The organism is Nocardia sp. NPDC004718 (assembly GCF_053601535.1).
In genome coordinates, this window is the sequence record NZ_JBSGCA010000031.1 from 15,203 (window position 1) to 41,282 (window position 26,080).

General features: G+C 66.6%; 24 protein-coding genes. 17 read left to right on the forward strand and 7 right to left on the reverse strand.

Annotated elements, in window-relative coordinates; all coding sequences use genetic code 11:
• The first annotated feature begins 143 nt into the window (after positions 1-143).
• Genes ACWEH3_RS22920 through ACWEH3_RS22935 form a run of 4 tightly spaced genes read left to right on the forward strand, consistent with a single transcriptional unit; the run spans position 144 to position 4,120 of the window.
• Positions 144-374: a hypothetical protein gene (locus ACWEH3_RS22920; RefSeq protein WP_450018834.1), complete on the forward strand. Its 231-nt coding sequence runs from the start codon at positions 144-146 to the stop codon at positions 372-374.
• Positions 371-1,213, forward strand: coding sequence for an SMP-30/gluconolactonase/LRE family protein (locus ACWEH3_RS22925; RefSeq protein WP_450018833.1), 843 nt, complete (start codon positions 371-373; stop codon positions 1,211-1,213). The genes ACWEH3_RS22920 and ACWEH3_RS22925 overlap by 4 nt, the downstream gene beginning before the upstream one ends.
• Positions 1,210-3,597, forward strand: coding sequence for an acetoacetate--CoA ligase (locus ACWEH3_RS22930; RefSeq protein ID WP_450018832.1), 2,388 nt, complete (start codon positions 1,210-1,212; stop codon positions 3,595-3,597). Before ACWEH3_RS22925 ends, ACWEH3_RS22930 begins: the two co-directional genes overlap by 4 nt.
• Positions 3,539-4,120: a hypothetical protein gene (locus ACWEH3_RS22935; RefSeq protein ID WP_450018830.1), complete on the forward strand. Its 582-nt coding sequence runs from the start codon at positions 3,539-3,541 to the stop codon at positions 4,118-4,120. Before ACWEH3_RS22930 ends, ACWEH3_RS22935 begins: the two co-directional genes overlap by 59 nt.
• 150 nt (positions 4,121-4,270) lie before the next feature.
• Here ACWEH3_RS22935 and ACWEH3_RS22940 read toward each other — a convergent pair whose 3' ends face one another.
• Positions 4,271-5,497 (reverse strand): epoxide hydrolase family protein, encoded by a 1,227-nt coding sequence (locus ACWEH3_RS22940; protein ID WP_450018828.1) that lies wholly within the window; start codon positions 5,495-5,497, stop codon positions 4,271-4,273.
• Positions 5,498-5,600: 103 nt separating this feature from the next.
• Here ACWEH3_RS22940 and ACWEH3_RS22945 point away from each other — a divergent pair, with 103 nt between their 5' ends.
• From ACWEH3_RS22945 to ACWEH3_RS22970, 6 genes are all read left to right on the forward strand, one after another.
• Positions 5,601-6,170 carry a CGNR zinc finger domain-containing protein gene (locus tag ACWEH3_RS22945; protein WP_450018826.1) on the forward strand — a complete coding sequence of 190 codons (570 nt, stop codon included), beginning with the start codon at positions 5,601-5,603 and terminating at the stop codon, positions 6,168-6,170.
• 228 nt (positions 6,171-6,398) lie between these two features.
• Positions 6,399-8,189, forward strand: coding sequence for a choline/carnitine O-acyltransferase (locus ACWEH3_RS22950; protein WP_450018824.1), 1,791 nt, complete (start codon positions 6,399-6,401; stop codon positions 8,187-8,189).
• A gap of 111 nt (positions 8,190-8,300) precedes the next feature.
• Positions 8,301-9,728: an MFS transporter gene (locus tag ACWEH3_RS22955; RefSeq protein WP_450018822.1), complete on the forward strand. Its 1,428-nt coding sequence runs from the start codon at positions 8,301-8,303 to the stop codon at positions 9,726-9,728.
• 79 nt (positions 9,729-9,807) lie between these two features.
• On the forward strand, positions 9,808-10,989 hold the full coding sequence (locus ACWEH3_RS22960; protein ID WP_450018820.1) for a pyridoxal phosphate-dependent aminotransferase: 1,182 nt from the start codon (positions 9,808-9,810) through the stop codon (positions 10,987-10,989).
• Entirely contained in the window at positions 10,986-12,023 is a 1,038-nt protein-coding gene (locus ACWEH3_RS22965) for a 2-hydroxyacid dehydrogenase (protein ID WP_450018818.1), read from the forward strand. Before ACWEH3_RS22960 ends, ACWEH3_RS22965 begins: the two co-directional genes overlap by 4 nt.
• 276 nt (positions 12,024-12,299) lie before the next feature.
• Positions 12,300-13,121, forward strand: a complete 822-nt coding sequence (locus ACWEH3_RS22970) for a DUF1206 domain-containing protein (RefSeq protein ID WP_450018816.1) — start codon at positions 12,300-12,302, stop codon at positions 13,119-13,121.
• A gap of 3 nt (positions 13,122-13,124) precedes the next feature.
• Here the strand turns inward: ACWEH3_RS22970 and ACWEH3_RS22975 are convergent, their stop codons facing one another.
• Positions 13,125-14,015, reverse strand: a complete 891-nt coding sequence (locus ACWEH3_RS22975; RefSeq protein WP_450018814.1) for a class I SAM-dependent methyltransferase — start codon at positions 14,013-14,015, stop codon at positions 13,125-13,127.
• Between the two features lie 3 nt (positions 14,016-14,018).
• A complete protein-coding gene (locus ACWEH3_RS22980; RefSeq protein ID WP_450018812.1) occupies positions 14,019-15,383 on the reverse strand; it encodes a flavin monoamine oxidase family protein in 1,365 nt (454 codons plus the stop codon).
• Between the two features lie 233 nt (positions 15,384-15,616).
• Between ACWEH3_RS22980 and ACWEH3_RS22985 the strand changes: the two genes are divergently transcribed.
• Positions 15,617-16,864 carry a cytochrome P450 gene (locus ACWEH3_RS22985; protein WP_450018810.1) on the forward strand — a complete coding sequence of 416 codons (1,248 nt, stop codon included), beginning with the start codon at positions 15,617-15,619 and terminating at the stop codon, positions 16,862-16,864.
• 201 nt (positions 16,865-17,065) lie between these two features.
• Here ACWEH3_RS22985 and ACWEH3_RS22990 read toward each other — a convergent pair whose 3' ends face one another.
• Positions 17,066-17,716, reverse strand: a complete 651-nt coding sequence (locus ACWEH3_RS22990) for a TetR/AcrR family transcriptional regulator (RefSeq protein ID WP_379253263.1) — start codon at positions 17,714-17,716, stop codon at positions 17,066-17,068.
• Between the two features lie 410 nt (positions 17,717-18,126).
• Between ACWEH3_RS22990 and ACWEH3_RS22995 the strand changes: the two genes are divergently transcribed.
• Positions 18,127-19,206, forward strand: a complete 1,080-nt coding sequence (locus ACWEH3_RS22995) for an ADP-ribosylglycohydrolase family protein (RefSeq protein ID WP_450018808.1) — start codon at positions 18,127-18,129, stop codon at positions 19,204-19,206.
• A gap of 45 nt (positions 19,207-19,251) precedes the next feature.
• Here ACWEH3_RS22995 and ACWEH3_RS23000 read toward each other — a convergent pair whose 3' ends face one another.
• On the reverse strand, positions 19,252-20,154 hold the full coding sequence (locus ACWEH3_RS23000) for a LysR family transcriptional regulator (RefSeq protein ID WP_450018806.1): 903 nt from the start codon (positions 20,152-20,154) through the stop codon (positions 19,252-19,254).
• 129 nt (positions 20,155-20,283) lie between these two features.
• Between ACWEH3_RS23000 and ACWEH3_RS23005 the strand changes: the two genes are divergently transcribed.
• A complete protein-coding gene (locus ACWEH3_RS23005) occupies positions 20,284-21,708 on the forward strand; it encodes an MFS transporter (protein WP_450018804.1) in 1,425 nt (474 codons plus the stop codon).
• Between the two features lie 87 nt (positions 21,709-21,795).
• Here ACWEH3_RS23005 and ACWEH3_RS23010 read toward each other — a convergent pair whose 3' ends face one another.
• Positions 21,796-22,749, reverse strand: coding sequence for an alpha/beta hydrolase (locus tag ACWEH3_RS23010; protein ID WP_450018802.1), 954 nt, complete (start codon positions 22,747-22,749; stop codon positions 21,796-21,798).
• 179 nt (positions 22,750-22,928) lie between these two features.
• On the opposite strand from ACWEH3_RS23010, the gene ACWEH3_RS23015 reads away from it, so the two are divergent.
• The 3 genes from ACWEH3_RS23015 to ACWEH3_RS23025 are packed head-to-tail and all read left to right on the forward strand — an operon-like array spanning position 22,929 to position 24,040.
• Positions 22,929-23,243, forward strand: a complete 315-nt coding sequence (locus ACWEH3_RS23015; protein WP_450018876.1) for a hypothetical protein — start codon at positions 22,929-22,931, stop codon at positions 23,241-23,243.
• Positions 23,244-23,275: 32 nt separating this feature from the next.
• Entirely contained in the window at positions 23,276-23,413 is a 138-nt protein-coding gene (locus ACWEH3_RS23020; RefSeq protein WP_450018800.1) for a hypothetical protein, read from the forward strand.
• Positions 23,414-23,473: 60 nt separating this feature from the next.
• Positions 23,474-24,040 (forward strand): type 1 glutamine amidotransferase domain-containing protein, encoded by a 567-nt coding sequence (locus tag ACWEH3_RS23025; RefSeq protein ID WP_450018798.1) that lies wholly within the window; start codon positions 23,474-23,476, stop codon positions 24,038-24,040.
• Here ACWEH3_RS23025 and ACWEH3_RS23030 read toward each other — a convergent pair.
• Positions 24,009-24,725, reverse strand: a complete 717-nt coding sequence (locus ACWEH3_RS23030; RefSeq protein WP_450018796.1) for a TetR/AcrR family transcriptional regulator — start codon at positions 24,723-24,725, stop codon at positions 24,009-24,011. The genes ACWEH3_RS23025 and ACWEH3_RS23030 overlap by 32 nt on opposite strands.
• 110 nt (positions 24,726-24,835) lie before the next feature.
• Here ACWEH3_RS23030 and ACWEH3_RS23035 point away from each other — a divergent pair, with 110 nt between their 5' ends.
• Positions 24,836-25,981 (forward strand): acyl-CoA dehydrogenase family protein, encoded by a 1,146-nt coding sequence (locus tag ACWEH3_RS23035; protein WP_450018794.1) that lies wholly within the window; start codon positions 24,836-24,838, stop codon positions 25,979-25,981.
• The last annotated feature ends 99 nt before the right edge of the window (positions 25,982-26,080 follow it).

Consider the following 26,080-nt stretch of genomic DNA (forward strand, 5'->3'; position numbering starts at 1 on the left):
GTGTGGCAGCGACTCGGCATCGCGGTCGTCACCGACACCGGATCGTCCGTCGACACGTGGTTGGCCACACACTCGGCGACCGCGGCAATCGTCCGCTCGACGATGTCACCGGATACAACTTTGCCGTCGTCGGCCGCCGAGCTGTGACCGACGCCGTATCGGCCGAGATCGCGGATCTGTGGCAGCGACTCGGCATCGCGGTCGTCACCGACACCGGATCGTCCGTCGACACGTGGTTGGCCACACACTCGGCGACCGCGGCAATCGTCCGCCCGGACCGCTACACCTTTGCCCTCGCGAGCGACACGGCAGAGCTGGAAACGGCGACGAATGATCTGGCTCGGATCGTGTCGATCCAGGAGGTGAACGCGTGAAGCAGTACGCCACCGGGATGGCCTGGGGCGAAGGCCCACGCTGGCATCGAAGCGCGTTGTGGTTGTCCGACACCCAGAAAAGCAGGTTGTGGACGGACGACGACGGGACCTGGAAGGCCACGGAGCTGGACTCCCCATCCAACGGGTTGTGGTTCCTGCCCGACGGCCGGCTCACCGCGGCCATGATGCACGAGAGGCGCATCGGCGTCTGGTCCGGTGAGCGGTTCACCACCTACGCGGACCTCAGCACCCTGGCCACCGGCCCGCTCGGAGACCTCGTCGGCGACCGGCAGGGCAATCTGTATGTCGATGACGTCGGCTTCGCCGCGCACCTGGGTGAACCGCCCGTGCCGGGTCGCCTGCTCCGGGTCGCCACCGACGGCTCAGCAACCGTCGCCGCCGAGGACATCGAGTTCCCGAACGGTCTCGCCTTCATCGATAACGGTGGCACGCTGATCGTCGCCGAGACAGCCGCTCAACGGTTGACCGCCTTCACCGTCGACGCGGATGGCATGCTCGGTGGCCGGCGTGTGTACGCCGATATCGCCGGCCTGGTGGGAGCCGACGCTCGCCCCGACGGGATCTGGGCGACACCGCAGGGAGTGTGGGTGGCGACCACGACCGGACAGGCTGTTGCGCTGGTCCGGGACAATGCGCTGATCACCGCGCTCGATACCGGTCCCGCATATCCCATCGCGTGCTGCAGCAACGGCGGGAACAGGCTCTTCGTCACCCTCGCCGACACTGGCGGACGGCCATTGTTCGAAGCTCTTGCGGCCGAAGCCGTCGAGACCACAGTCGCCGTGATCGAGCTGACCATGGCGAAGGAGTCGGTGTGACCGGGCGCGGCGAGGGGAGCCGTGAACACAGGACCGATCAGCCGCTGTGGGTTCCATCTCCGGATGCGGTGGAGCAAGCGCGGATCACCGACTTCGCGCGGTACGCGTCCGCACGCGCAGGCCGTGACGTGACAGGTGGATACCGGACGCTGTGGGAGTGGTCGGTGCGGGACGTCGGCGGTTTCTGGTCGGCGGTGTGGGACTATTTCGAATTGCCTGCCCGTCCGGGTGGGCAACCCGCGGTGGTGACCGAGGCGATGCCCGGCAGCGTGTGGTTCCCGGGAAGCGCGCTGAACTACACGGCCGAGGTATTCCGCGGCCGAAGTGACACCGACACCGCGGTGATCGCAGTCACCGAGAACGATGCGCCCCTCGAAGTGAGCTGGGGCGAGTTGCGCCGACAGGTCGCCTCGTTCGCAGCGACCCTGACCGAGTCGGGTGTCGGGCCCGGCGACCGAGTGGTCGGATACCTGCCGAACTCGGTGGAGGCGGTGGTGGCGTTTCTGGCCACCGCGAGCCTGGGGGCGATCTGGGCAGTGTGCGGCATGGACTACGTCGGCTCTGCGGCGCAGGCGCGGTTCGCGCAGCTCGAGCCGACTGTGCTGATCACCGCGACCCGGTCGGTACACGGCGGTCGGCTCATTGATCGTGCCGCCGACGTCGCGGGCTTGCGCGCCGCCCTGCCGACTTTGGCCGCGACGGTGGTCGTCGGCGACCCGGCATCGGTGCCCGGAGCGATTTCCTGGTCGTCTGCCACCAGCCGTGAGGCCGCACTGGTTCCGTTGCGGGTCTCGTTCGATCACCCCCTGTGGGTCTTGTTCTCGTCGGGAACCACCGGCCGACCGAAGGGATTGGTGCACGGGCACGGCGGAGTCGTTCTCGAGCAGCTGAAACAGTCCGCGCTCCACCAGGACCTGCGTGCGGGGGACCGCGTCCTCTGGTATACGACGCCGAGCTGGATGATGTGGAACTCCCTCGTCGGCGCACTCCTGGTGGGAGCGACTGTAGTGTGTTACGACGGTAGCCCCGCGTTTCCCGATCCGAATGCGTTGTGGCAACTGGCATCCCGCTTACATGTCACCATCTTGGGCACCAGTCCCGGGTACCTGGCGTCGTGCCGCGAAGCCGGTGTCGAGTTCCGGGAGCACGACCTGCGGTCGCTGGCCCGGCTCGGAGTCACCGGATCGCCGTTGCCGGCCGACCTGCATCGCTGGGTCGCCGACCACCTCGGGCACCGGGTCCAAGTGGCATCCAGCAGCGGTGGGACCGACGTAGTCACGGCCTTTGTCGGCGCCTCGCCCACCACGCCGGTGTGGGCGGGTGAACTGTCGGCACCGTGCCTCGGGGTGGCCCTCGACTCGGCGGGACCTGATGGGCAATCCGTGCGGAACACGGTCGGTGAACTGGTGGTGCGACGTCCGATGCCGTCCATGCCTGTGCGGTTGTGGGCCGATCCGGACGATGCCCGCTACCGCGACGCGTACTTCAGCACCTTTCCCGGCGTGTGGCGCCACGGCGACTGGATCACCATCACCGACCGTGGTTCCGTGATCATCCACGGCCGATCGGACGCCACCTTGAACCGCCACGGCGTGCGCATGGGCAGCGCCGACATCTACGAACCTGTCGAGGAGCTCGACGAAGTCGGGGAGGCTCTCGTAGTCGGCGTCGAACAGGACGACGGGAGTTACTGGATGCCGCTGTTCGTGACGACGGTCGAGGGAGTCGATCTCGACGAGGCGTTACAACGGCGCATCACGGAGGCAATCCGTCGGCACGCGTCTTCGCGGCACATACCCGACGAGATCATCTCCGCACCCGGCATCCCGCACACCCGGACGGGGAAAAAGCTGGAAGTGCCGATCAAGCGATTGCTCCGCGGCGAGGACCCGGCCACAGTGGTCGACCCGGGCAGCATCGACCGGCCCGACCTCGTCGGCTGGTATCGCGACATCGGCGCCGCGCACCGCACCAAACTTGCCGACAGCCACAATGCGCAGTTGCCCGCCCGAGCACGGCCGTCGCCTGCGGTCCGGCGGACACGGTGGCGCCACGGGCGCCCGCGTCGCGCCGGCGATGAGTTTCATCGGGATGGTGGCCTGCTTCCTCTGCGCGCGGCTTCCCCGACCACGAACAAGCCGTTGCCCCCTCGTGGCATGAAGAGCAACCCGGGGCGACGAGGCCCTGGGGGAGAAGAAGAGGAAACCCCTGATGAGGAAAACTATCACCGCGGCGACGCTGATTGTCGGTACGCTGTGTATCGCTTGTGTTCCGGCGGGTGCCGAGGCTCCGCGCGCTTCCGATGCCGTGGGCTACTCCGCCAGAGTGGACGGCGCTTCGACGATTATCGATACCGATGCTGGGTGGATGGCTGTCGACGGTAATGTCCTGACCGTCCGCGCCGCGACCGGCACGGTGGTGGCCGGTAGCGAATTGTCTTTCCGTGTCGACGATTTCGTCTTTCCGATCGCGGCTCGCGTCGTCGGCCGTAGGGCGATCCTGACACCGGAGTTCGATCTGCAGCATGCCGCCTACCGACCGGTGGCACTGCCGTACGAGAATCAGGCGCCCTGGAAGAGCGAATACGATCGGGAGCAGGCGGCCTGGACCCGGTTGACGAGCACTATCACGATGGGTGCGACCGTCGGCACGCTTGTCGGTGGTCTCGGAGGCGCCGCCGTCGGATGCGTGCTCGGTGGTATCGCCGGCGCCACCGTTGCTGCCGCCGCGATCGTTGGATTGTTCGGGGCGTTCATTCCCGCCGCCGCCATCGGTTGCCTTGGCGGTGTGATCGCTATCGGTGCTCTCGGTACGGTGGCCGGCCAGCTCTTGGTTACCGCGCCGGTCGCGATCATGGCCGCAGTGCAGTATTTCACCACCATCAACTCTCCGGCGCCGGCGAAATAGTCGATCCCGAACCATGCGCGTCCGGTGATCACCGGACGGCGTGCAAGCGGGGCGCGGGTTCGTAACCGCGCCCCGTCGGTGTCGGGGCCGTGGTGCCTCGGTTGGCGCTCAGGGCTTCATGGTCCTGCGCGCTCGGCACCCCGGTCGCGTTCACCGATTGGCGTCCAGCACCGCTGCAAGGCCTTCTTGCAGGTCTTTGACGAAATACTCGGGTACCTCGAGTGAGGGGAAATGTCCGCCGGTTTCGGGCGAGTTCCATCGGACGATCTGTCGGTACCGCTCCTGTGCCCAGGGGCGTGGGCACTTCTCGATGTCGCGGGGATACACGGTGATCGCTGACGGGACGTCGACCCGAAGTTCGGGGTCGAACGAGTTGACGCCACCATGGCTTTCGTAGTAGATGCGGGCCGACGACGCGCCGGTCCGCGTCAGCCAATACAGGGTGACGTCGTCGAGAATGCGGTCTCTGGAAATCGTCTCGAACGGGCTGTCCTCGGTATCGCTCCACTCGGCGAACTTGTCGAGGATCCAGGCGAGAAGCCCGACCGGTGAGTCGACGAGCGAGTAGCCGATGGTCTGCGGTCGGGTCGCCTGCTGCTTCGCGTACGCCGCGCGGTGGCGCGTCGGCGATCCGCTCCAGAAATCGCGGGTTTCCTCCGTCCATTCGCGCTCGGTCGCCGTCAGCCCTTCCGTTGTCAACCCGGGCGGTGCCTCCGCGAGCGTGGTGTGGATGCCGAGAACATGCGCCGGGAACCTGCCGCCGAGGACCGTGGTGATCACACCTCCCCAGTCGCCGCCGTGGGCTACGAACTTGCTGTAGCCGAGCCTGTCCATGAGTTGCACCCACGCGGCCGCGATCTTTTCGGTTCCCCACCCCGTGGTGGCCGGCTTGTCGCTATAACCAAAGCCTGGTAGCGACGGGGCCACGACGTGGAACGCAGGCGTGTCCGCGTCTTTCGGATCTGCCAGCTCGTCTATTACATCGGTGAATTCGGCAATGCTGCCCGGCCAGCCGTGCGTCAAGATCAAGGGAGTGGCATCTGCGCGCTCGGATCGGCGGTGCAGGAAGTGGATTCCCAGATCGTCGATGGTCGTGCGGAACTGGCCGATCCGGTTGAGGCGCGCTTCGAACGACCGCCAGTCGTACCCGGTGCGCCAGTAGTTCACGACGTCGACGAGGTCGGCGAGCGGAACGCCCTGTTCCCATCTGCGAGGGTCGGGGGCGGCGCGATAGACCGTCTCGGCCTCCGGTAGCCGCGCTGCGGCCAGCCGCGCACGTAGATCGTCGAGGACGGCGTCGGTCGCGTGGGCTTCGAATGCTTGCACGTCGACGGGATCGGGCGTGAAGACCGGATCGAGGTGGCCAAGTGCGGGCATGAGACCTCCTGTTCATCGCGAAACCGGCTACGACCTTTCGAGAACCGGCTAAGACGGTTCTAGCATGGTTCCGCGTCAGTCGGCAACCAGCTAAGGTGGTTCCATGCCTGCTGGGCTCCCTGACTTTCGCCTCGGTAACGTGCTAGCGACCAGCTTCACGGGGACTCTGTCCGAGCGCCATGGCGACCCTGTGGAACGCATTCCCACGACGCAGCGACTCGTCGACTGGCTGGTCGTGTACGGCCTGGCCGTGGACTCCTGCACTACCGCCCAGCTGGAACTCGCCTGGGAACTGCGGGAATCGATTCACGCCGTCGCGACGGCGGCCGCGATCCGGGACGCTCTTCCCGCGTCTGCTGTCCAAGTCATCAATGACAGCAGCATTCGGGGTCGGGCGGCGGCCATCCTGACATCCGAGGGCGGTCGTCAATGGCGACTCAGCTCCGCTTCCTGCGTAGAAGATGCCCTAGGCGTGATCGCCGCCGACGCGATCAGCATCATCGCAGGCGAACGAGACGGAAGACTGGCCTTGTGCGCCTCGCCGACCTGCCGAGCAGCCTTCTTCGACACCAGCCAAAGCCGCACCCGCAAATGGTGTGACATGAACACGTGCGGGAATCGTCAGAAGAAGGCGCGCTTCAATGCCAACCAGCGCAAGAACACTCGAGGCTGACTACAGTCAGTCATGGTATGACTTGAATCGGGAGCAGTCCGGCGCGGTGCGGGCTGGTTTCGCACCGTCTGCGGCCGAGCGGAGCGCCTCCGCTACATCCTGGCGTCCCATGCCGGTGACTTCGAATCTCGAACGGTAGTTTATGGTTCGGTACTCCGCCGTAATGGCCGCACCCGGCATTCCCACCACTGGAGCCAGTCGTTGCGGTGGCGATGAGACACTCTGACGGTGAGCGACAAACCCGTCGGCGAGATGTCCGGCAGCACATTCGATTACGACGACGAATTGCCGCGGCTCCCCATCCCGACGTTGGAGGAAACGTGCGAGCGGTTTCTCGAGCGGTGTTCACCGTTGCTGACCGACGAGGAACTGATGGCCACGACAGCGGCCGTGGATCAATTCCTTGCGTTGGACAGTCCGGCCCGGACGTGGCAGGCCGAGATCGAGCGATTCGATCGGACGCCGGGCGTCCACAGTTGGCTCGACGCCTTTTGGGCATCTCGCCATCTCGGCTACCGCGACAGTATCGCGCTCAGTGCGAATTCATTCTTCTTGCTCATGGACTCGGAGCACGGTCAACTCGAACGCGCCGCCGAACTGATCGCGCGCGCCGTCGCGTACAAACTCGAACTCGACGCCGAGATGATTTCGCCCGTGATTCTTCGCGGCCGTCCGGTGTCCATGCACCAGAACAGGTGTCTGTTCTCCACCACCAGAATCCCCGGCGTCGAATTCGACGCCGTGCGCTCCGCTCACCGTGCCGGAGAACCGGGCGCGTCAAGTGCCCGGCACATCGTCGTCCATTTCCGTCGTCAGGCGTTCCGAATGGATGTCCTCGCAGCGGACGGTACCCCACATCGCATCGAGGATCTGATCGCCGGGCTGGATGCGATCAGGGGAGCCGATCCGGCCGCGGAGCCGTCGCCGGGAGCGCTGACAACACAACCGCGCGCGGCATGGGCGAGAGCCCGCGAGGCTCTCCTCGAAGATCCAGACAACGCCGCCGCGCTCGAGACGATCGAGACGGCACTGTTCTGCGTCGCACTCGAGGACTTCGCGCCCCGAGACGAACGCTCGGCCTGTAACGGGCTCCTGCATGGTGACGGCGAGAACCGCTGGTACGACAAGGCGTTGACATTCATCGTGTTCGCCGATGGTCGCGCTGGCGTCAACATCGAGGAGTCCGGCCTGGACGGAACCACGGTTGCCGGCTTCTGCGATGCGATTCTGGCGAATGCGACAGCGATCTCGGCGGACCGGCCCGGCCGAGCGCCCGCGATATCACCGATCGAATTCCGTTTCGATGAGGACCTGCGGCAGGAGATCCGGCAAGCCGCGGCCGACTTCGGCAAACAGGCGGGCGAGATCGCCACAGAGGTCGTGACGTTCGACGACTTCGGCTCGGATACGGCCAAACGTCTCGGAATATCGCCGGATGCGTTGGTGCAAGTGGCTTACCAACTGGCTCATCAACGGTCCAGGGGATTCCTCGGCAGCACCTACGAATCCGTAGCCGTACGGCATTACCGCCACGGCCGCACCGAGGCGCTCAGGACGGTCACCCCCGAAGTCGTTCGTTTCGTGGCATTGATGAACGACTCGACCGCCACGCACACCGCTCGCGCCGAAGCGCTACGTGTCGCGGCGGGGGCACACGTCGCCAACACCAGAGAATGCCAGGCGGGGCGTGCTCCCGAACGGCATCTCGTGGAGCTACAGAGAATTCAGCGTCAGCACGGCGAAAAGCCGCTCGCGATCTACGAATCTCCCGGCTGGCGGATTCTGCGTGACGACTATCTCAGTACCAGTGCCGTGTCATCGGTCAATGTTCGGTTCTTCGGCTTCGGGCCGCCGACCGCCGATTGCATCGGGATCGGCTATATCCTGCAGCCTGGCAGCTTCGGCGTACACCTGAGCGGTTCCAGGGGCATCGAACAACACATGCTCGAATTCGCACACGCCCTCTCTGTCGCCATCCCGGAGTTGTGCGCCCTGCTCGAGACGACATCCGTCGGCTAGCTTTGCGTATCGATGACTGCTCGTCCGATAGCCAGGAGTAGATATTCCACCCGAAAGTGAGTGGGAGTGAAAGCCTACCGAGAGCTTCTGGCAAATCGGACAGTATGCAATATGGTGCTGATCAGTCTGCTGTTCCGGACTGTTCTCAACTCCCAGTCCCTGCTGTTGGTAATGCATGTGCGGCACACGTTGCACCTCTCCTACGGTGCCGCGGGCTTATTGAGCACTGTGGTCTACCTGTGCATGGCCGGAACCGAGCTGCGGCGCGGCCCGCGTCTCGATCGATTGGGCTTGCGCGCAACCATGGCTCCATCGATCCTGGTAAACGGGATCTGCTGGCTCATCGCGCCATTCGCTCCGTTTCCGGTGTTGCTGTTGCTCGCGGCGTTGGCGGGATGGTTCGAAATACCGGTCATCAACGTCGCGAAACAGGCCATTACGGTCGCCACGACCGAACGCGAGCGGAGGCCGGCGCTCGCCGCGTACGAGGTGACCGCGGACGTATCGCTGTTGGTCGGGCCGCCGCTGGGCGTCGCGGTGATGAATATCTGGGACACGGCGATGGTGCTGCTCGTGGTCCGGTTGGTGGCCGTGGGTTGCGGTGTCCTGTTGCTGAGACAGAACCCACCGCTGCGAACCGAGACGAGCGAAGTGCCACGGCGGGTCCCACGGCGATCCTGGTTGCAGACCGGCTTCGTGACCGCATGTGTCGGATACGCCGCAGCCGCTGCCGTCCTCTGTGCGGAGGAACTGAGTGTCATCACGGCCATGCACGACTTCCATGCCAAGCACGCGATCGGACTGGTGCTGGCCATCGGCGCAGCCGGTGCGGTGGCCGGTGGGTACGGGTACGGCGCGATCTCCACAACCATCTCGCCATACGTTCTGCTGGTCGGACTCGGAATCGGCGTGTCGCTCTGCGCCCTCGCGGTCGGGCCGGTTTCGCTGGCCATAGCCGTTTTCGCGGTCGGCGTGCTGGCCGGTGCTGTTTTCCCGGCCTGTACCGATCGGATGAGTGCTGCTGCTTCTGAGGATGCCCTCGGGGAGGCCCTCGGCTTTCATTTCAGCCTGATGTGGGTCGGCGTGGCCATGGGAAGTATCGGGGCGAGTCAGTCCGTCGACTTCGCCGGTTCGTCAGGAGGCATCCTGGCCGCAGCCACGATCGGTATCGGCGCCGGAATCGGGCTCGGCCGGATCGCGGCTCGTGCGGGCTCCATTCCCGGGGCGCCAGGACAAGTGGATCGAGCATTCATCGTCACCGCGACCAGGCGGATACTGGATATCGCGCAGATCACCCTTGCTCGAAATGCCGATGGTTCACTCGACGTCCGACTCGGCGGAATTTACGCCTTCGAGAAGAAGGTGAAACAGCCGGTTGCCGGACACTGCAACGGAACGGAATCCTCGGCCGTATCGTCACTGGATTCCGGGGCTGCCGACCCCGGTCGAACCGGAATGCAACAATTCTCGACGCCTTGGACCGAAACTCCTTCATCTCCTCAGCGAAAAGGCTCACCGTGGAGCCGGCCACCCGCTTGAATTCCACGGTTTCGTCAACTGCTGTGGCTGCCCGGCTATCGCATCAGCATGCAACTAGTATTTCGGAGGTCGACCAACCGTGACACTCATCCGTACACACAGTTCGAATCATCCGAATCCGCTCGGGCGCACAACCAGTACCACCTACGAGAGGCGTAGTCTCGATCGTGCCGTAAACTTATCGGATGCGCATTGCCGCCAACCGCTGACGCCCTCCCAGATCGAAATTGTCGAACGATTTCCAGAACTGTTCCTCGAGGCGCGAAATCAATCGCAGTCCGAGCTGGAAGAGGCGTTCCTCACCGCTTTTCTGCGCCTGGCCGGCGAGCCGATGCATCAGGATGCATCCAGGTATATGCTGTCGTATTCCGCATCATCCGCGATAACAATGGTGGTAAGCCACTGCGCTCGCGCGGGAAAGCGAGTCGCCTTGATCGAGCCGGTGTTCGACAATATCTCCTCGATCTTGCGCCGAGAGAACGTCGAGCTCGTGCCGCTGCTGGAACAGGATTGCACCGTCGAAGACCTGCCTGCGGCGATGGCCCGGCTCGATCCTGCGGTGGTCTGGCTGGTCTCGCCGAACAACCCCACCGGATGGACGCTGTCCGAACCGGGGTTCAGAACGTTGGTGCAGTGTTGCGTCGACCGTCGTTGCACCCTGGTTCTGGACTCGTCTTTTCGATTCTTCTCACCTCTGCCGAGCAGTTGGTCGCAGTACGAGGTCCTGGAAGAATCGGGAGTCTCCTATATTGTGCTCGAAGACACGGGCAAGACCTGGTCCACCAGCGAGATGAAAGTCGGATTGACGGTATGCAGTCCGGATATGTACGCAGATATGTACCGGCTGCACGACGATCTGTTGCAGAGTGTCTCTCCTTTCCATCTCCGGGTGCTGACGGAATTCATCGAGGACAGTTCGAAGCATGGCATCGAACACAGCATCCTTCCTTCCGTGCTGGGAAATCGGGCTATCCTCCGCTCGATTCTTGCGGACGGAGGGCTGGAATTCGTCACCGAATTGCGATCGCCCGTCTCGGTGGACTGGCTCCGGCTCCCAGAGGGACTCGAGTGTGAGAATTTCGTCCATGAGGCGATCTGGGAGGGAGTGCACGTGCTACCCGGAACGAACTTCTTCTGGAACCAGCCGGAGCGCGGGCGAAAGTTCGTCCGCGTCGCCTTGGCTCGCGATCCGCAACTGATGTCGGAGGGTGCGCAGTTGCTACGAGACACCGCAGTCCGGCTCGCCGCGAAGGATGCATGACCGTGCGCGGTCGATCGAGCCGTTATCGCGCCTTGCTCACCGGGGCTGAATTGAAGGCAGCCGAGATCGAATGGCTTCGACAACAGAATATCGAGGTAGAAGTCTGCCGTCACGACCTGTCCGAAGTCGAATTGGCGCGCGCTCTGCTGGACAAGGACGCATACATTCTCGGTGGCGTAGAGCGTGCGACCGCTGCCGTGTTGTCCACTGCCGACGACCTCAAAGTCATAGCGTTCATGGGTGTCGGGTATCACGCATACATCGATACCGCGGCAGCGACCGCGGCGGGAATCGCGGTGACCAACGCGCCCGGAGCCAACGCACGCGCGGTCGCGGAATTCGCGATCGGTCTCATGCTCGATGCCTGGCGCAGGATCACAGACCTGACGGTAGAAACGAAGGCCGGTCGATGGCCCGAGACCCGGGCACGCGACCTTTATGGGAAGACGCTGGGCATTGTGGGAATGGGGGCCATCGGCACCATCGTTGCCCGGATAGCGGTCGGCGGGTTCGGGATGCGAGTGGTCTACGTGAGTCGAACCGCCAAACGGGAACTGGAACGAGAGATCGCCGCTCGCCGGGTCGAGCTGCCCGAGCTGCTCGCCGAGTCCGATGTCATCAGTCTTCATGCTCCATACGGCCCGCAGACAGCCCGGATGATCGGCGCGGCACAACTCGCTGCCGTCAAGCCCGGCGCGATTCTGATCAACACTTCCGAAGCGGAGCTCGTAGATCCGGCGCCGTTGCGAACCGCGTTGCTCGACGGTCGCCTCGCGGCCGCTGCCATGGACAGCTACTACGTCGTGCCCGCGCCCTCCGACCACAACGATCCCTTCGGGTTGATCGCGTTGGGCAACGACAAGCTTCTCGTCACGCCGCACGCGGCCGGCGCTACCGAGGAGTCCTACCGCGCGATGCTCGCGGCTAATGCCGAGTCGGTCGCGAACATCCTCGAAACAGGAGAAGACCCACGAGTAGTAAACCCCGGCTTTCGCGATCATGCCCGTTGGCTGCCAGCGCGCCACCGCCGCTAGGACGTCGGCACAACCGTCGGATGGATCGGTCACTGCTCGCGGTACCGCTGGGGACCTGGCTGTTGCAGCACACCCCGCCCCTTGGCACCGGGGGGCTGTCGCGCGAAGCGCGCACCGGCCTTCGCGCGACGAGCACCTCTGAGCCGCTGACCCCGGCATGGTGAACCTGCGGGGCATCCTGCCGCCGCGATGGACAGGTGCTTTCTCCACGGACTTGGGTATCCGGTCGGTGTCCTGCGGCGGTCTCCGTCGTACTACCTGGGACGGAGGAGCAGCATGACTCACACGACTCACACCGGTCTTTCCGACACCGCTGGTCGCGTCGCCCAGAACAGCGTGTTCGCGCGATTCGCCCGCGCGGGCTACGTCATGTCCGGCCTCGTGCATCTGCTGATCGGCTACATCGCCATCCGGCTGGCGTTCGGTGGCGGGGGGAGCGCCGATCAATCCGGGGCGATGGCCGAACTGGCCGATAAGCCGGGCGGGGTGTTCACACTGTGGTTCGGTGTGGTCGCGTTCGTGATGATGGCGCTGTGGCGGCTGGTGGAGGCGGTTTTCGGCAGCGCGTCGAAGCCGGACCCCGGCAGCTGGAAGTCCCAAGTCTTCGATCGGGTCAAAGCGCTCTCGCTGTGCGGTGTCTATCTCGCGTTCGCCGTGACCGCGTTCCGTTTCGCCAAGGGCAGCGGGCAACCGAGCAGCAGCCAGAGTGTGGGGCTCACGGCACGCCTGATGCAGAACACGGCGGGGACGATCGCTCTTGTCGTGGGTGGGCTGGTCATCATCGCGGTCGGCGGCTACCACGTGCACAAAGGCGCCACGCAGAACTTTCTCGACGATCTGAGCGGACACCCGAGTGCTTTCGTGCGGCGGCTCGGCACGGTGGGCTACATCGCGAAGGGGCTGGCCATAGCCGCGGTCGGCGTGCTGGTGATCCTCGCCGCGACCGAATCCGATCCGAACAAGTCCGCCGGACTGGACGGAGCAATGAAGACGCTCGGCGCGCAACCTTTCGGCATGGCCCTGCTCCTGGTCGCCGGGCTGGGCATCATCACCTACGGGCTCTACAGCTTCGTCATGGCCCGCAGCGCCAAGATGTAGCGACTACCGCACGGCGGTCAGAAGCCTTGGTTGCCGCCACAGCTCGTCGAGCTCCTCGGGCAGATCCGGGACCGATCGCCCGTAGGACGCGGCGAGTCGACTCGGACTGTCGCTGCGCACCGACCAGCCGTGTTCGGCCAGCCACCGGGCGGGATCGGCTCGCTCGTCGTCGTAGAACAACTCGGCCGGATCGATGTCGCCGAACGGGTTGCAGCGGTCGAAATACTTCTTCTCGATGTTCGCGAAGCGTTTGACGTCGGTTCCTGCCACGAAGCTCTCCACGGCCAGCTCACTGCCAGGGGCGGACCAGCCGTCGATGTGCTCGAAGAGCTTGTCCTGCGCGGCCCCGGGTAGATAGGGCAGCAGGCCCTCGGCGGACCATGCGGTCGGTTCGCCGGGTTCGAAACCCGCGTTGCGCAGCGCGGTAGGCCAGTCCTCGCGCAGGTCGACGGCCACCGGGCGCCGATCCGCCTTCGGCCGCGCGCCGTTCTCGGTGAGGACTTTCTCCTTGAATTCCAGAACTTTCGCCTGGTCGATCTCGAATACCTTGGTACCCGCGGGCCAGTCGAGGCGGTATGCCCGCGCGTCCAATCCGGCGGCGACGATGACGGCTTGCCGAACGCCCCGCGCCGCTGCCGACGAGAAGAAGTCGTCGAAGAACTTGGTGCGGAAACCCATGAACCCGGGAACCAGCGGGATGTCGTCCAGTTGGGAAGGGTCCGCCAACAGTCCGTTGAAATGCTGATGGCCCGAGGCCGCGACGAACAGGGGCGCGTAATCGTCCCGGATCAACGGATCGGGAGCGGATGACTCCAGCGCCCGGAACGTCGCGACGCCCAACGCGGTGAGTCCGACACTACTGACGATGTCCCATACGTCTCCCTCGGTTCGCATAGGTCAGCCCACCACGGCGGTCTCGTGCTCCAGCACTTCGCTGGCCGCGCGTTCGCCCGAGCGAATGGCCCCGTCGATCCAGCCGCACATGACCGCCGAACTCTCGGTGCCCGCCCAGTGGACGCGGCCACACGGCTCGCGCAGAGCGTGTCCGAATTGGGTGAGCACACCGGTGGGCGCGTGGCTGAGCATTCCGCCGCCGGAATAGCGCTCGGCGCTCCAGTCCTGCTCGATGTAGTCGACGGGCGAGCCGGCCTGCCGGCCGAATCGCTCGACGAGTGCGTCGAGGATCGCGCTGCGGCGCTCCGCGTCGTCGAGCCGGGCCAGCTGTCGTGCGATCGGTCCCTCGATGATGACGCACAGGACTCCGGGCCGCCCGGTGTCCGTGCACGCATCGATCGTGATCGTCGCGGGCGAACCCGGCGCGGCGGACTGTCCCGACAGCCCGTCACCGCGCCAGAACGGCTCGTCATACACCACGGAAATCTTGATGATCGAACCGCTCGGCATGCGTTGATGCAGGAAAGCGCGATCGGCGGGCAGCATCGGCCGGTACGAGATCTGGCCGGCGATCGCGAGGGGAACGGTGACGATCGCCCGGCGCGCGCGCAGCCGGAGGTCGGTCGCGCGGACGGTCACCCCCGAGTCGTCCTGATGGATGCAGCGGACCGGCTGCGAGAGGTGGATCGCATCGCCGAGCTCGGCCGCCATCGGACGGTAGATCGCGCCCATGCCGCCGACCGGCCGCGCGTCCTGCGCCGCGTCTTTGACGCCGAGGACGAAGCCCGGCCCGCCACCCGAGGCCATCTGATACAGAACGAACAGCAACGAGACCTCCGAAGCCGCCGAGGTGTAGCAGCCCGCGATGGCGGTCTCGAGCAGATCGTGCGCGGGCTTGGAAAGAACATTGGCTTCCAGCCAGTGCGCCAGGCTCACCTGATCCCATTTGTCGGCTTTCTTCGCCGCCCACGGCGCTTCCAGCGGAACCGACTTGCACATATGTCCCAGCTCGAGGAACACCGCGCCGAGGTTCATCGACGCCCACGGGCTCATCGTCCACGGGATCGTGCCTGTGTAGCGGTGCTGCTTGCCGTCGACGACCATCATGGCCTCGCCGTCGGTGTACTGCTTGTAGCTCGGTACGCCGAACTCGGTCATCAGCGCTTGGATACGGTCCTGCCCCGGCCCGATCCAGGCGCCGCCGCGATCGATCCACGACCCGTCGTCGCGTACCTCGGTGAAGGTGCGACCGCCGAGCCGGTCCCTGGCTTCCAGCAACGCCACCGATCGACCCATCTGTTTCAGCCGCAGCGCGGCCGTCAATCCCGCGAATCCCCCGCCGATTACGCAAAAGTCGACGTCTGTCATGGCGTGCCGTCCTCGGGTTGCAGTTTCGCGCACGGCCGCCGTGCTACTGCGCTCGACCGGCGCACTCGACACAGCGGGTGCGATTCGCCTTCGATCAGGTCAACGCGTCGAATATCGGGGCAATTCTATAGCAACTTGCAGTGACGGGTCATCTCGAGTCGTTTCCGGTGCGGACGGCCGACGAGCTGCTTAGGCTCACGAATCTTGCTGCCCGATCGCCTGGAGCCTCCTCGATGACGACGTCCCCGCCCTCTGCACACAGCCGCGCACCGCACGGTTCGCCGATCGACACCGACGGCCCGCGGATTCCTTTGTTCGCCGCGGAATTCGCCGCGGACCCGCACAGCGCCTATCGCGAGATGCGGGAGCGTTACGGATCGCTGGCACCGGTGGAACTGGCCCCGGGTGTGCCTGCCACCTTGGTGCTCGGGTATCACACCGCCGTGCGGATCTTGAACGATCCGGAGCACTTTCCGGCCGACCCCCGCACGTGGCAGCAGGACATCGCCGCCGACTGCCCGGTGCTGCCGATGATGCAGTGGCGGCCGAACGCGTTGCGCAACGCCGGAGCCGAGCATGCCCGCTATCGGCAGGCCAACGTCGCGGGTCTGGCCAAGGTCGACCTGTACGGCTTGCACGACACCGTGGCGCAGCTGGCGACACCGTTGATCAACTCGTTCTGCGCGGACGGGTCAGCGGATATCGTGCGCCAGTATGCTTTTCCGCTCGCTTTCGCGGTGCTGAACGCCATGCTGGGTTGCCCGGCCGAGATCGCGCAGCGCGCCGCGACCGGTATGGCCGCGATCTTCGAGGGCGTCGACGCGGAACGCGGGAACAAGATGCTGACCGATTCGCTGGCCGAGTTGACGGTACTGAAGCGGGCCGATCCAGGCGACGACATCACCACGCGCATGCTCCGGCACCCCTCCGGGCTGAACGACACCGAGATGGTCCACCAGCTGGGCACGCTCTACGGCGCGGGCATCGAGCCGCAGCAGAATCTGATCGTCAACACCCTGCTGCTGATTCTCACCGACGAGCGGTTCGGCGGCAGCGTGCTCGGTGGCAGTCTGTCGAGCCGGGACGCGCTCGACGAGGTGCTGTTCAACGACCCGCCGATGGCGAATTTCTGCTTCAGCTTCCCGAAGCAGCCGATCCTGATCGACGACGTCTGGTTGCCCGCCCATCAGCCGGTCGTGATCAGCATGGCCGCCTGCAACACCGATCCGACGATCCGCGCCGAACGTTACGCAGGCAACCGCGCCCATCTCGCGTTCGGCGGCGGGCCGCACGCGTGTCCGGCGAACTCGCTGGCTTACCTGATCGCCCAGGACGCGATCGATCAACTGCTCGACGCGCTGCCGGAGCTACGTCTCGCGGTGCCGGTCGACGAGCTGACCTGGCGTCCCGGTCCGTTCCATCGAGCGCTGACCGCCTTGCCGGTCGTCTTCCCGGAGTCGCAGCCGCTGCCGCTGCCGTAGTACACGGGCCGGGTCGGAAATGCGAAAGGCGGATCGCTGACCATCTCGGTGACGTGCACGGTGGGCCGATATCCGAGCTATCACCTACACCGCGCCGGGAGGCATGGTCGCCGCGGTCGGCGGGCTGGTCTGCCAGGCCACGGCACCTGTTCGCGCCGCGGCGTACGCGGGCGACGGGTGCGCTTCGGTGCGCGTTCGGAGTTACCCGGCATCCGCCAGCAGCCGGTAACGGATCTCCAGCCCGTCCAACAGCGATTCCAGACCGACTTCGAAGGCGTCCCGATCGATTCTCTGCTGCCGCTCGGCCAGCAGGTGCGCCTCGTTCAGGTGCGGATAGGCGTCGGCGTATACCGCGACGTCGGAGGGGAAGCCCGCGGCGAACGATCCCAGCGACGCTCCGGTGAGGAAGTAGCGCATGGTCGTGCCGACCGTGGTGGCCTCGCGGCGCGGCCAGCCCGCCGCGACGAGGCCGCCGAAGACCGCGTCGGCCATGCGCAACGCGTTGGGTCGATGACCGGGACCGCTCGCCAAGGCGGGAACGATGTGCGGGTGTGCCGCCATGGCGGTGCGGTAGGAACGGGCCCAATCGCGCAGTGCCGAGCGCCAGTCCCGATCCTCGGCCGACAATCCCTCGAACATCGCGATGTCGACTTCGCCGAGGACGGCGTCCACGACGGCATCGATCAGGTCGTCCTTGGTGCGGACGTGGTTGTACAGCGACGGGCCTTGCACGCCCAGCTCGGTGGCCAGGCGCCGCGTGGAGACAGCGGCCAGACCCTCGGCGTCGACCAGGGCGAGGGCGGTGTCGATGATGCGATCGCGGGTCAGCAGCGGTCGGCGTGGTCGTGCCATGGGCTCTCCTTTCCCTCCTCGCATTCTCGCAGGCGCGGAACCAGATACTTGCGCCGCTAGTTTCAGCGCCCTACGGTGAGGCGGAAAACCTGCGCTGCTTGTGTCCGGCAACTTATGTGTCGAGCGCAGTGACAGCGCTCCACAGCTGCGGCCGGACTGCACGCCTTCCGCCGCGCACCCGCGGCCGGTCGTCGTCCACGGACCTGGCTCAACGCCTATGACACCTTCGCGTACCTGTCGCCGCGGCTGGCGCGGGCCGGTTATTGCGTCTACGCCTTCAATTACGGCCGGTCCGGCGTGCTGGAAGGCGGTGGTATCGGTCCGATAGAGGATTCCGCCCGGCAATTGGGCGATTTCGTCGAGCAGGTGCGCGCCGCGACCGGTGCGGATCGGGTGGATACCGTGGTCTCGTGGCGGATTACACGGCAGTCTTCGATCGGGTCAGGGGTTCTCTGCTGGGCGGGGCGGTGGGTGACGCGCTCGGCTGGCCGATCGAATTCTTACGGCTGGACCAGATTCGGCAGCGGTACGGCGACGAAGGCGTGACGGGCTTTCTGCCCCAGCACGCCCAGGACGCGCCGCAACAGATCACCGACGACACTCAGATGACGCTGTTCACCGCGGAGGGACTGTTGCGCTCGGGGCCCGGCGCCGATCCGGTGCCCGCCTTGCGCCGAGCCTATCTGCGCTGGTTACAGACTCAGCGGCGGGAGGCGCCCGCGCCACACGTCGACGGGTGGCTGGCGAGTCTGCCCTTCCTGTACGCGGTGCGGGCGCCCGGGAACGCGTGCATGTCCGGTCTGGGACAGCAGTCCCGGGGATATCTCGCACCGGTCGCCTTCGGTACGAGCGGGCCGGTGAATCCGCATTCGAAGGGGTGCGGCACGGTCATGCGGTCGGCGCCCTTCGGATTGTCCGGAATGGGGCCCGATCTCGCGTTCACCACCGCCGCCCGGGCCGCGCAGCTGACCCACGGGCACCCCACGGGATATCTCGCCGCGGGGGCGTTCGCGGCACTGGTCGATCGGGTCGTGAGCGGAACCGACCTGCCGATCGCGTTGCGGGAGACGATCACCCAGCTCGCCGCCGTCCCTTCGAGTGCGGAGACGGTGGCGGCGCTGACCCGAGCCGCGGAATTGTCCGAGCACCCGGTCTCCGCCGAACAGGTCGAGCACGTGGGGGAGGGGTGGGTCGCCGAGGAATGCCTGGCCATCGCCGTGTACTGCGCCTTGTACGCGGCCAGGACCGGAGACGCCCGCGGCGCGCTGCTGCTGGCGGTGAACCACTCCGGCGATTCCGATTCCACGGGCGCGGTGGCGGGAAATCTGGTCGGCGCCGTCCACGGTGTCTCCGGACTGCCGATGGAGTGGGCGGCGGCGGTCGAGGGACGCGACGTGCTGGTGCGGGTCGCCGACGACCTCGTCATGAACTTCGGGCTCGGCGACCGGTCCGGACTCGCCGCCCGCTATCCCGTCGACGAAGGCCTGTGAGCACCCCGCGTACCTGACCGCGAGGACGCGGCGCTCACTCGCCTTTCACGGTCCGGCCGATCGCACGCACACATCGAGCACGCGGCCGCGCAGCCATCGATGAGCCGGATCCGCGTCGAGCCGGACATGCCACAACAACGACACGGTCACCTCCGGAGCGCGGAACGGCAGCTCGAACGAGTGCATGCCCTGCCGCAGGATCACGGTGTGCCGCTGCGGGACCGTCGCGACCAGGTCCGAGGCCCTCGCCAGCGCCAAGGCCGCGCCGAAGCCGTCCACGACGGTGACGACGTCGCGCCGGTGACCGGTCGGGTGTAGCGCCTGGTCCACCAGTCCCTCGCCCAGGCCGCGCCGGGAGACGTGCACGTGCCGTGCGGCGGCGTACCTGGCCGCGGTGATCTTTCCCGCACAGAGCGGATGTTCGAGACGCACCACCCCGATGAACCGGTCGGTGAACAGCGGTCGGCTCACGATGTCGGGCGGCAGCGCGCGCTCGATGACTCCCGTCTCCAGGTCGATGGCGCCGTCTCGCAAGGGATCGGTGTCCTTCTTCGTCTTCCGCACGAACCGCAGTCGCACCTCCGGCGCCGCGTGGCCGATCTCGGCCACCAGTTCGGGTCCGAACCGCTCCACGAACCCGTCGCTGCTGCGCACGGTGAACGTTCTCGCAAGCTCGGCCAGGTGGAGGTGATCGGCGGGCCGCAGTACCTCCTCTGCCTCCCGGACCAGGCCGCGCACGCGGTCGCGCAGCTCCACGGCGCGTGGCGTGGGCACCAGCCCCCGGCCCGCCCGCACCAGCAGCGGATCGCCGGTGGCCCGGCGCAATCGCGCGAGCTGACGGCTCATCGCCGAAGGACTGAGCGCGAGCCGCTCTCCTGCCCGCGTCACGCTGCCCTCCTCGAGCAGAACGTCCAAGGTGAGCAGCAGATTCAGATCGGGCCGCGCCATGGGCACACGATCTCACAGTGCTCCCGGGATATGGCGTGCAGTGCACAGATGAGTTTCCCTCTTTGCGTCTTCCGCCAGGTGAAAGCGGGGCCTAGCGTCCAGAGCGTCATCCATATCGAAGAGGTCGTCTTGAAATCAGCAGAACCCCGCCTACGGACGTCGTACGCCCGGCGTCCCTCCTTGCCTCGGACGCTGCTCGCGCTGTCGTTGTCCATGCTGTTGCCCTCGCTGAGCATCAGCATCGCGAATGTCGCCCTACCGACCATGGCGGTGGCGTTCGACGCCTCCTTCCACCAGGTGCAGTGGGTCGTGATCGCCTACCTGCTGGCCACCACGACACTGGTCGTCGGCGCGGGCCGTCTCGGCGACGTCGCAGGCCGGCGCCGCCTGCTGCTCGGCGGTATCGCGGTGTTCACGGTCGCGACCATGTTGTGCGGTCTGGCTCCGGATCTCGTCTTCCTGGCCGCTGCCCGCGCGCTGCAAGGAGCGGGCGCCGCGTGCATGATGGCGCTGACGATGGCCTTCGTCGGCGAGACCGTGCCGAAGGACCGCACCGGCAGCGTCATGGGGCTGCTCGGGACGATGTCGGCGGTCGGGACCGCGCTGGGTCCCTCGCTCGGTGGAGTGCTCATCGCGGCCTGCGGCTGGCGTGCGATCTTCGTCGCCGTCGCGCCGCTCGGGTTGCTCACCCTGGTCCTGGCGAAGCGCCTGCCGACCGGTGCCGCACCGGAAACCGGAAGCGCGCGTTCGCGTTTCGACATCCCGGGTACAGTGCTGCTGGCGCTCGCGCTCGGCGCCTACGCCCTGGCTATGACGATCGAAGGAAACGCGGTCGGCCCGCTCGGAATCGGATTGCTGCTCGTCGCCGGAACGTGCCTCGCGTTGTTCGTCCGCACCGAAACCCGCGTTTCCGCGCCGCTGCTCAGGCTCGGGATGCTCCGCGATCCGCTCCTGGCCGCGGGCTTGACGACCAGTGCGCTGGTCTCGACCGTCATGATGACCACGCTCGTCGTGGGTCCCTTCCACCTCGCCCGCGCTCTGCACCTCGATCCGGCCGCGGTCGGTCTGGTGATGTCGGCCGGTCCCGCGGTGTCGGCCCTCACCGGCGTGCCCGCGGGACGCGCTACGGATCGCTTCGGAGCGAGGACCATGGTGAGCGTCGGGCTGGGCGGTGTCATCGGCGGCACCGCCGCGCTCGCGCTGCTGCCCGCGAGCGCCGGGGTCATCGGCTACGTGCTGCCACTGGTGGTCACCACCCTGGGGTACGCCCTGTTCCAGGCGGCCAACAACACGGCGGTCATGCGAGACGTCGACCCGCGACAGCGGGGCCTCGTCTCGGGCATGCTGAACCTTTCTCGCAATCTGGGTCTCGTCACCGGTGCGTCGGTCATGGGCGCGGTCTTCGCTCTCGCGGCGGGAACCGGCGACGTCATCGGCGCCGCGCCGGAGCAGGTGGCCCGGGGAACACACGCGACCTTCGCCGTCGCCGCGCTGCTCGCCACTGCGGGTCTGGCGATCGTGACAGGTCTTGGACTCACCCGCTCGAAAGCGTGAATTCCGGCGCGCGCGTGACGAAGAGGCGTTCACCCGGCACGGAGGCGCCCGCCGCGGCCACGAAGGCGACCTCCGGCGGCCGAATCCTCACGCGGCGAGAGCGTGCGCCAGGTGCGGCCACGACTCGTGGAGGTCGGTCTCGAACAACCCCCAGGTGTGCGAGCCTTCCGCGCGATTCACGTGGACAGCGGACAGCCCGAGTTCGTCGAGACGATCGGCGAAGGCCGCCGTGCAGGAGCTGGCGATCGCTTCGATGGGCGGAAAGGGCAGGCCGCCTCGATCGATCGCACCGGGAGTGCCGGAGGCGGCGGACAAGTAGATGGTCTTCCCGGCCAGAGCGGGCGCGTTGGCGAAAGCGTCGTGCGCCCGCCAGATCACGTCGCCCGGAGCGCCCCACATGTTCGCCGGATTGCCCCCGCCACGGATGACCTGGGCGCTCACCATGGCCGCGCCGACGGCGTCCGCGGCCCACGGGCATCCGCTGTAGGCCGCCACCGCGTCGTACACGTCGGGCGCCTGGATCGCGAGGTCGACCGCGGATCCGGCGCTCATCGACACCCCCGCGATCGCGTTGCGCCCGGTCGTGCCGAGTTCGGCGTCGAGCGTCGCCGGAAGCTCACGCGTGAGATAGGTCTGCCATCGGTTGCGCCCGACCGCCGGATCATCGGCGAGCCAGTCGGTGTACATGCTGTAGGCGCCGCCGACCGGCATCACCACGTTGATGTGCTTGTCCGCGAAGAACTCCCGGACGTCCGTGTCGTCCCACCAGGAGATTCCGTCGACGCCGCCGCCGATACCGGTGAGCAGGTACAACGTCGGCGCGGGTGCGCCGCCCGCCGCCCGGATCACCCGGTTGGTGACCACTTTGTCCATCGACGGCGAGTAGACATCGATCTGGGACACCGATCCGCCGAGCGGGGCATCCCCCACCACGCGCGCCCGCGCGGACTCGGCTTCGGCGGGACGAACGGAGAAGGAGGACACCGCGACAACTGTCGCCAGCGCGCTGACGAGCGCGCCCAAATATCTAGAAGCACTCACGATTCCGTTGTACCCGGCCGCGCACGACCCATCCGGCGAAATCGTCCCATTCGGAAGGATCGCAAGCGCGAGACCCGCCTGCCGATGGTCGTCATGCCACTCGTGCTTTCGAAGGTGTTGTCAGCGATGCGCACGTCAGCAGACTGCGGCTGATCCGGGCGCTGATGGATATCGGCGGCGTGTCCATCGAAGCGGCGAAGGAAATACTCGCGGCGCTCGACAGCGGCAGTCCGTCCGTGCGGGACGCGTCGGGGCATCTCCAGTACGCGCTGGGCGGCCGGAGGTCGCAGGTCGGTGCCGAGCAGCGGGAAGCCGCCGCCGAGGACGTCGCGGCACTGCTGGACCGGCGCGGCTGGCGAATCGATGACGACAGCCCGGCCCGCGACACCCTGATCGATGTCTGCGCCGCGCTGCGTCTGCTCGGCCACGGCGACGTGGTCGCCGCGATGGACGACAACGCGGTCGCCGGCGAAGCATCGCCGCCACCGGCATAGCCCTGGTCCGCAACGAACCCGGCCTCGAGCGGATGACCGAAACCGCCTTTGTCGGAACGATTCTGGGCGATACGCTGCTCGCCGCGCTGCGCAGGCCGGCGCAGGAGCATCTGTCCAGCACACTGCTGTCGCCGGACGACGCCGCGGATCGTGCCTCCGGCGAGGTTTAGCCCGCCCCTCGTGCGGCATGCCGGAAACACGACTATCCCGAGGCGAAAGGAGAGCGGCTCATGACCGATCAACTGGATGGGACGCGCGTGCTGATCATCACCTCGAATACAGGAGTGGAGCGGGACGAACTGCTGGTGCCGCGCGACGAACTGCGCAAGCGCGGGGCGCGGGTCACCCATGCCGCACCGAAGCGCGAGGAGGTGCAGACGTACCTGCACGACACGGAGAAAGACACCGTCGTGCAACCGGATGCGTCGCTGCACGAGGTGTCCGTGGACGATTTCGACGTGCTGGTCGTCCCCGGCGGCACGGTGAACGCGGACAAGCTGCGGGTCACCGACCGGGCGATCGAACTGGCCAAGGAGTTCGCGGGCGCGGGCAAGCCGATCGCCTCGATCTGCCATGGCCCGTGGCTGCTCGTGAACGCCGAGCTGGTCCGCGGCAAGACGCTGACCTCGTACTTCTCGCTGCGGATCGACCTCGTCAACGCGGGCGGCGAGTGGGTCGACGAGGCGGCGGTCCGCTCCGCCGAGGGCGGGTGGACCTTGCTCACTTCGCGCAACCCGGGTGATCTGCCCGATTTCGTGCACGCGATCACGCGCGAAGTGGTCCCCGCCTCGCGCTGACCCCTGTGGGACTCGATTCAGTTGCCAATGATTGCCGCGGATCGAGAGCAATGCCCAGATCGCGCAGCCGGTTGTCGATGAGCAGCCAGCACTCGGTGGTCAGGCGGTCCACCAGGGCGGCCTCGGTGGTGTCGTGGTGTTCCAGCCACCACCGCACCGAGGCGTCCACCAAGCCGAGCAGCGCGACAACCACCCGGTCCGCGGCCAGCGGGTCGGCCCCGAATTCCGGCAGGTAGCGGGTAGCGGCGGCGGAGATCTCGGCGGCGAACGCGCTGCCGCCGACGCGCGGTTCGTTGCGGCCGCGCCGGTAGTCGCGTCCGACCAGGAAGCGATAGAGATTGGGATGCTCGGCGGCCCACCGCACGTGCTGGGCCAAGGGCGCGCGGATGATGTCCAGCGGCGTGCCGTCCACCGCCAGGCGCGCGCGGATCCGTTCGGTCAGATCGTGGTGCGCGTGCCGGGCGACCGCGAGGTCCAGCTCCTCTTTGCTGGCGAAATGCCGGTAGACGTGCGTGCGGGCCAGTCCGGCGCGGTCGGCGATCCGGCCGGTCAGCGCGTGCGGACCGTCCTCCTCGATCGCCGCGATCGCGGCTGTCACGATGGCCCGGCGGCGCTCGTCGCGGCCGGGCCGATCGCTGGTGGAACGCCGTGCGTCGGCGGTGTCCACCCAAGGTCGTCGTGCCACGCGGCTCAGCGTATCGCCAGGCGAATCGAGTGGTACACCTTGTACCCGGCAGATCCGTGGTACACACTGTACCCGTAACTATCGGTATCAGACTTTCGCGAGGACACCCGATGACGACCTACCGGTCCGCCTGGCTCGACGACGACCTGGACGCCCTGCGCGAGCTCGCCCGCTCGTTCTTCGCGAAGGAGTTGACGCCGAACATCGACAAGTTCATCGAGCAGCACCACGTCGACCGTGACTTCTGGAACAAGGCGGGCGCGCTCGGCCTGCTGTGCGCATCGATCCCGGAGGAGTACGGCGGTGGCGGCGGCACCTTCGCGCACGAGGCCGTGCTGATCGAGGAGCAGGCCAAGGCGTTCGACACCTCCTGGGGCGCCACTCTGCACAGCGGCATCGTCGCGCATTACCTGCTGCACTACGGCACCGAAGAACAGAAGCGGCAGTGGCTGCCCAAGATGGCCACCGGTGAGGTCGTCGGCGCGATCGCCATGACCGAGCCCGGCACGGGATCGGACCTGCAGAGCGTCAAGACCAAGGCGATCCGCGAGGGCGACGAGTACGTGGTGAACGGCTCCAAGACCTTCATCACCAACGGCAGCCAGGCCGATCTCATCATCGTGGTCGCCAAGACCGACACCAGCGAGGGCGCCAGTGGCATCTCGCTGATCCTGGTCGAGGCCGACCGGCCGGGCTTCCGCCGCGGCCGGGTGCTGGACAAGGTAGGGCAGAAGGGGCAGGACACCTCCGAGCTGTTCTTCGAGGACGTCCGGGTCCCCGTGTCGAACCTGCTGGGCACGCGGGAAGGGCAGGGCTTCGTCCAGTTGATGCAGCAGCTTCCGCAGGAGCGGCTGATCATCGCCGTCGGATCGGTGGCAGGGATGGAGGCCGCGCTCGAGGTCACGCTGCGCTACACCAAGGAGCGGCACGCCTTCGGCAAGCCGCTGTTCGCCTTCCAGAACACCAAGTTCACCCTCGCTGAGGCGGCCACCGAGACCCGGGTGGCCCGGGTGTTCCTGGACGACTGCATCGTGCGGCATCTGCGTGGGGAACTGGACATCCCGACCGTCGCCATGGCCAAGTGGTGGACCACCGATCGCGCGATGTCGGTGGCCGACGAGTGCCTCCAACTGCACGGCGGCTACGGCTATATGAGCGAATACCCGATCTCGCGGATGTGGACCGACAGCCGTGTCCAGAAGATCTACGGCGGCACCAACGAGATCATGAAAGAGATCATCGCCCGCAGTCTGTGATCCGAGCGGCCGACTGTGTTGGCAAACTGCCAACACCCTGTCGGGCCGCGCCGGTCAGGGCCTACGCTTCGGTGACGTCCACCGAGGTGGCCGTGGCAG

Bases quoted from the DNA above. Each gene is read 5' to 3' on its own strand.
- ACWEH3_RS22970 (WP_450018816.1), top strand. From the start codon at position 12,300: ATGACTCACACGACTCACACCGGTCTTTCCGACACCGCTGGTCGCGTC.
- ACWEH3_RS23020 (WP_450018800.1), top strand. From the start codon at position 23,276: ATGACCGAAACCGCCTTTGTCGGAACGATTCTGGGCGATACGCTGCTC.
- ACWEH3_RS22980 (WP_450018812.1), bottom strand. From the start codon at position 15,383: ATGACAGACGTCGACTTTTGCGTAATCGGCGGGGGATTCGCGGGATTG.
- ACWEH3_RS22955 (WP_450018822.1), top strand. From the start codon at position 8,301: ATGGTGCTGATCAGTCTGCTGTTCCGGACTGTTCTCAACTCCCAGTCC.
- ACWEH3_RS22990 (WP_379253263.1), bottom strand. From the start codon at position 17,716: ATGGCACGACCACGCCGACCGCTGCTGACCCGCGATCGCATCATCGAC.
- ACWEH3_RS23025 (WP_450018798.1), top strand. From the start codon at position 23,474: ATGACCGATCAACTGGATGGGACGCGCGTGCTGATCATCACCTCGAAT.
- ACWEH3_RS22940 (WP_450018828.1), bottom strand. From the start codon at position 5,497: ATGCCCGCACTTGGCCACCTCGATCCGGTCTTCACGCCCGATCCCGTC.
- ACWEH3_RS22975 (WP_450018814.1), bottom strand. From the start codon at position 14,015: ATGCGAACCGAGGGAGACGTATGGGACATCGTCAGTAGTGTCGGACTC.
- ACWEH3_RS22945 (WP_450018826.1), top strand. From the start codon at position 5,601: ATGCCTGCTGGGCTCCCTGACTTTCGCCTCGGTAACGTGCTAGCGACC.
- ACWEH3_RS22985 (WP_450018810.1), top strand. From the start codon at position 15,617: ATGACGACGTCCCCGCCCTCTGCACACAGCCGCGCACCGCACGGTTCG.
- ACWEH3_RS23035 (WP_450018794.1), top strand. From the start codon at position 24,836: ATGACGACCTACCGGTCCGCCTGGCTCGACGACGACCTGGACGCCCTG.
- ACWEH3_RS23000 (WP_450018806.1), bottom strand. From the start codon at position 20,154: ATGGCGCGGCCCGATCTGAATCTGCTGCTCACCTTGGACGTTCTGCTC.
- ACWEH3_RS22965 (WP_450018818.1), top strand. From the start codon at position 10,986: ATGACCGTGCGCGGTCGATCGAGCCGTTATCGCGCCTTGCTCACCGGG.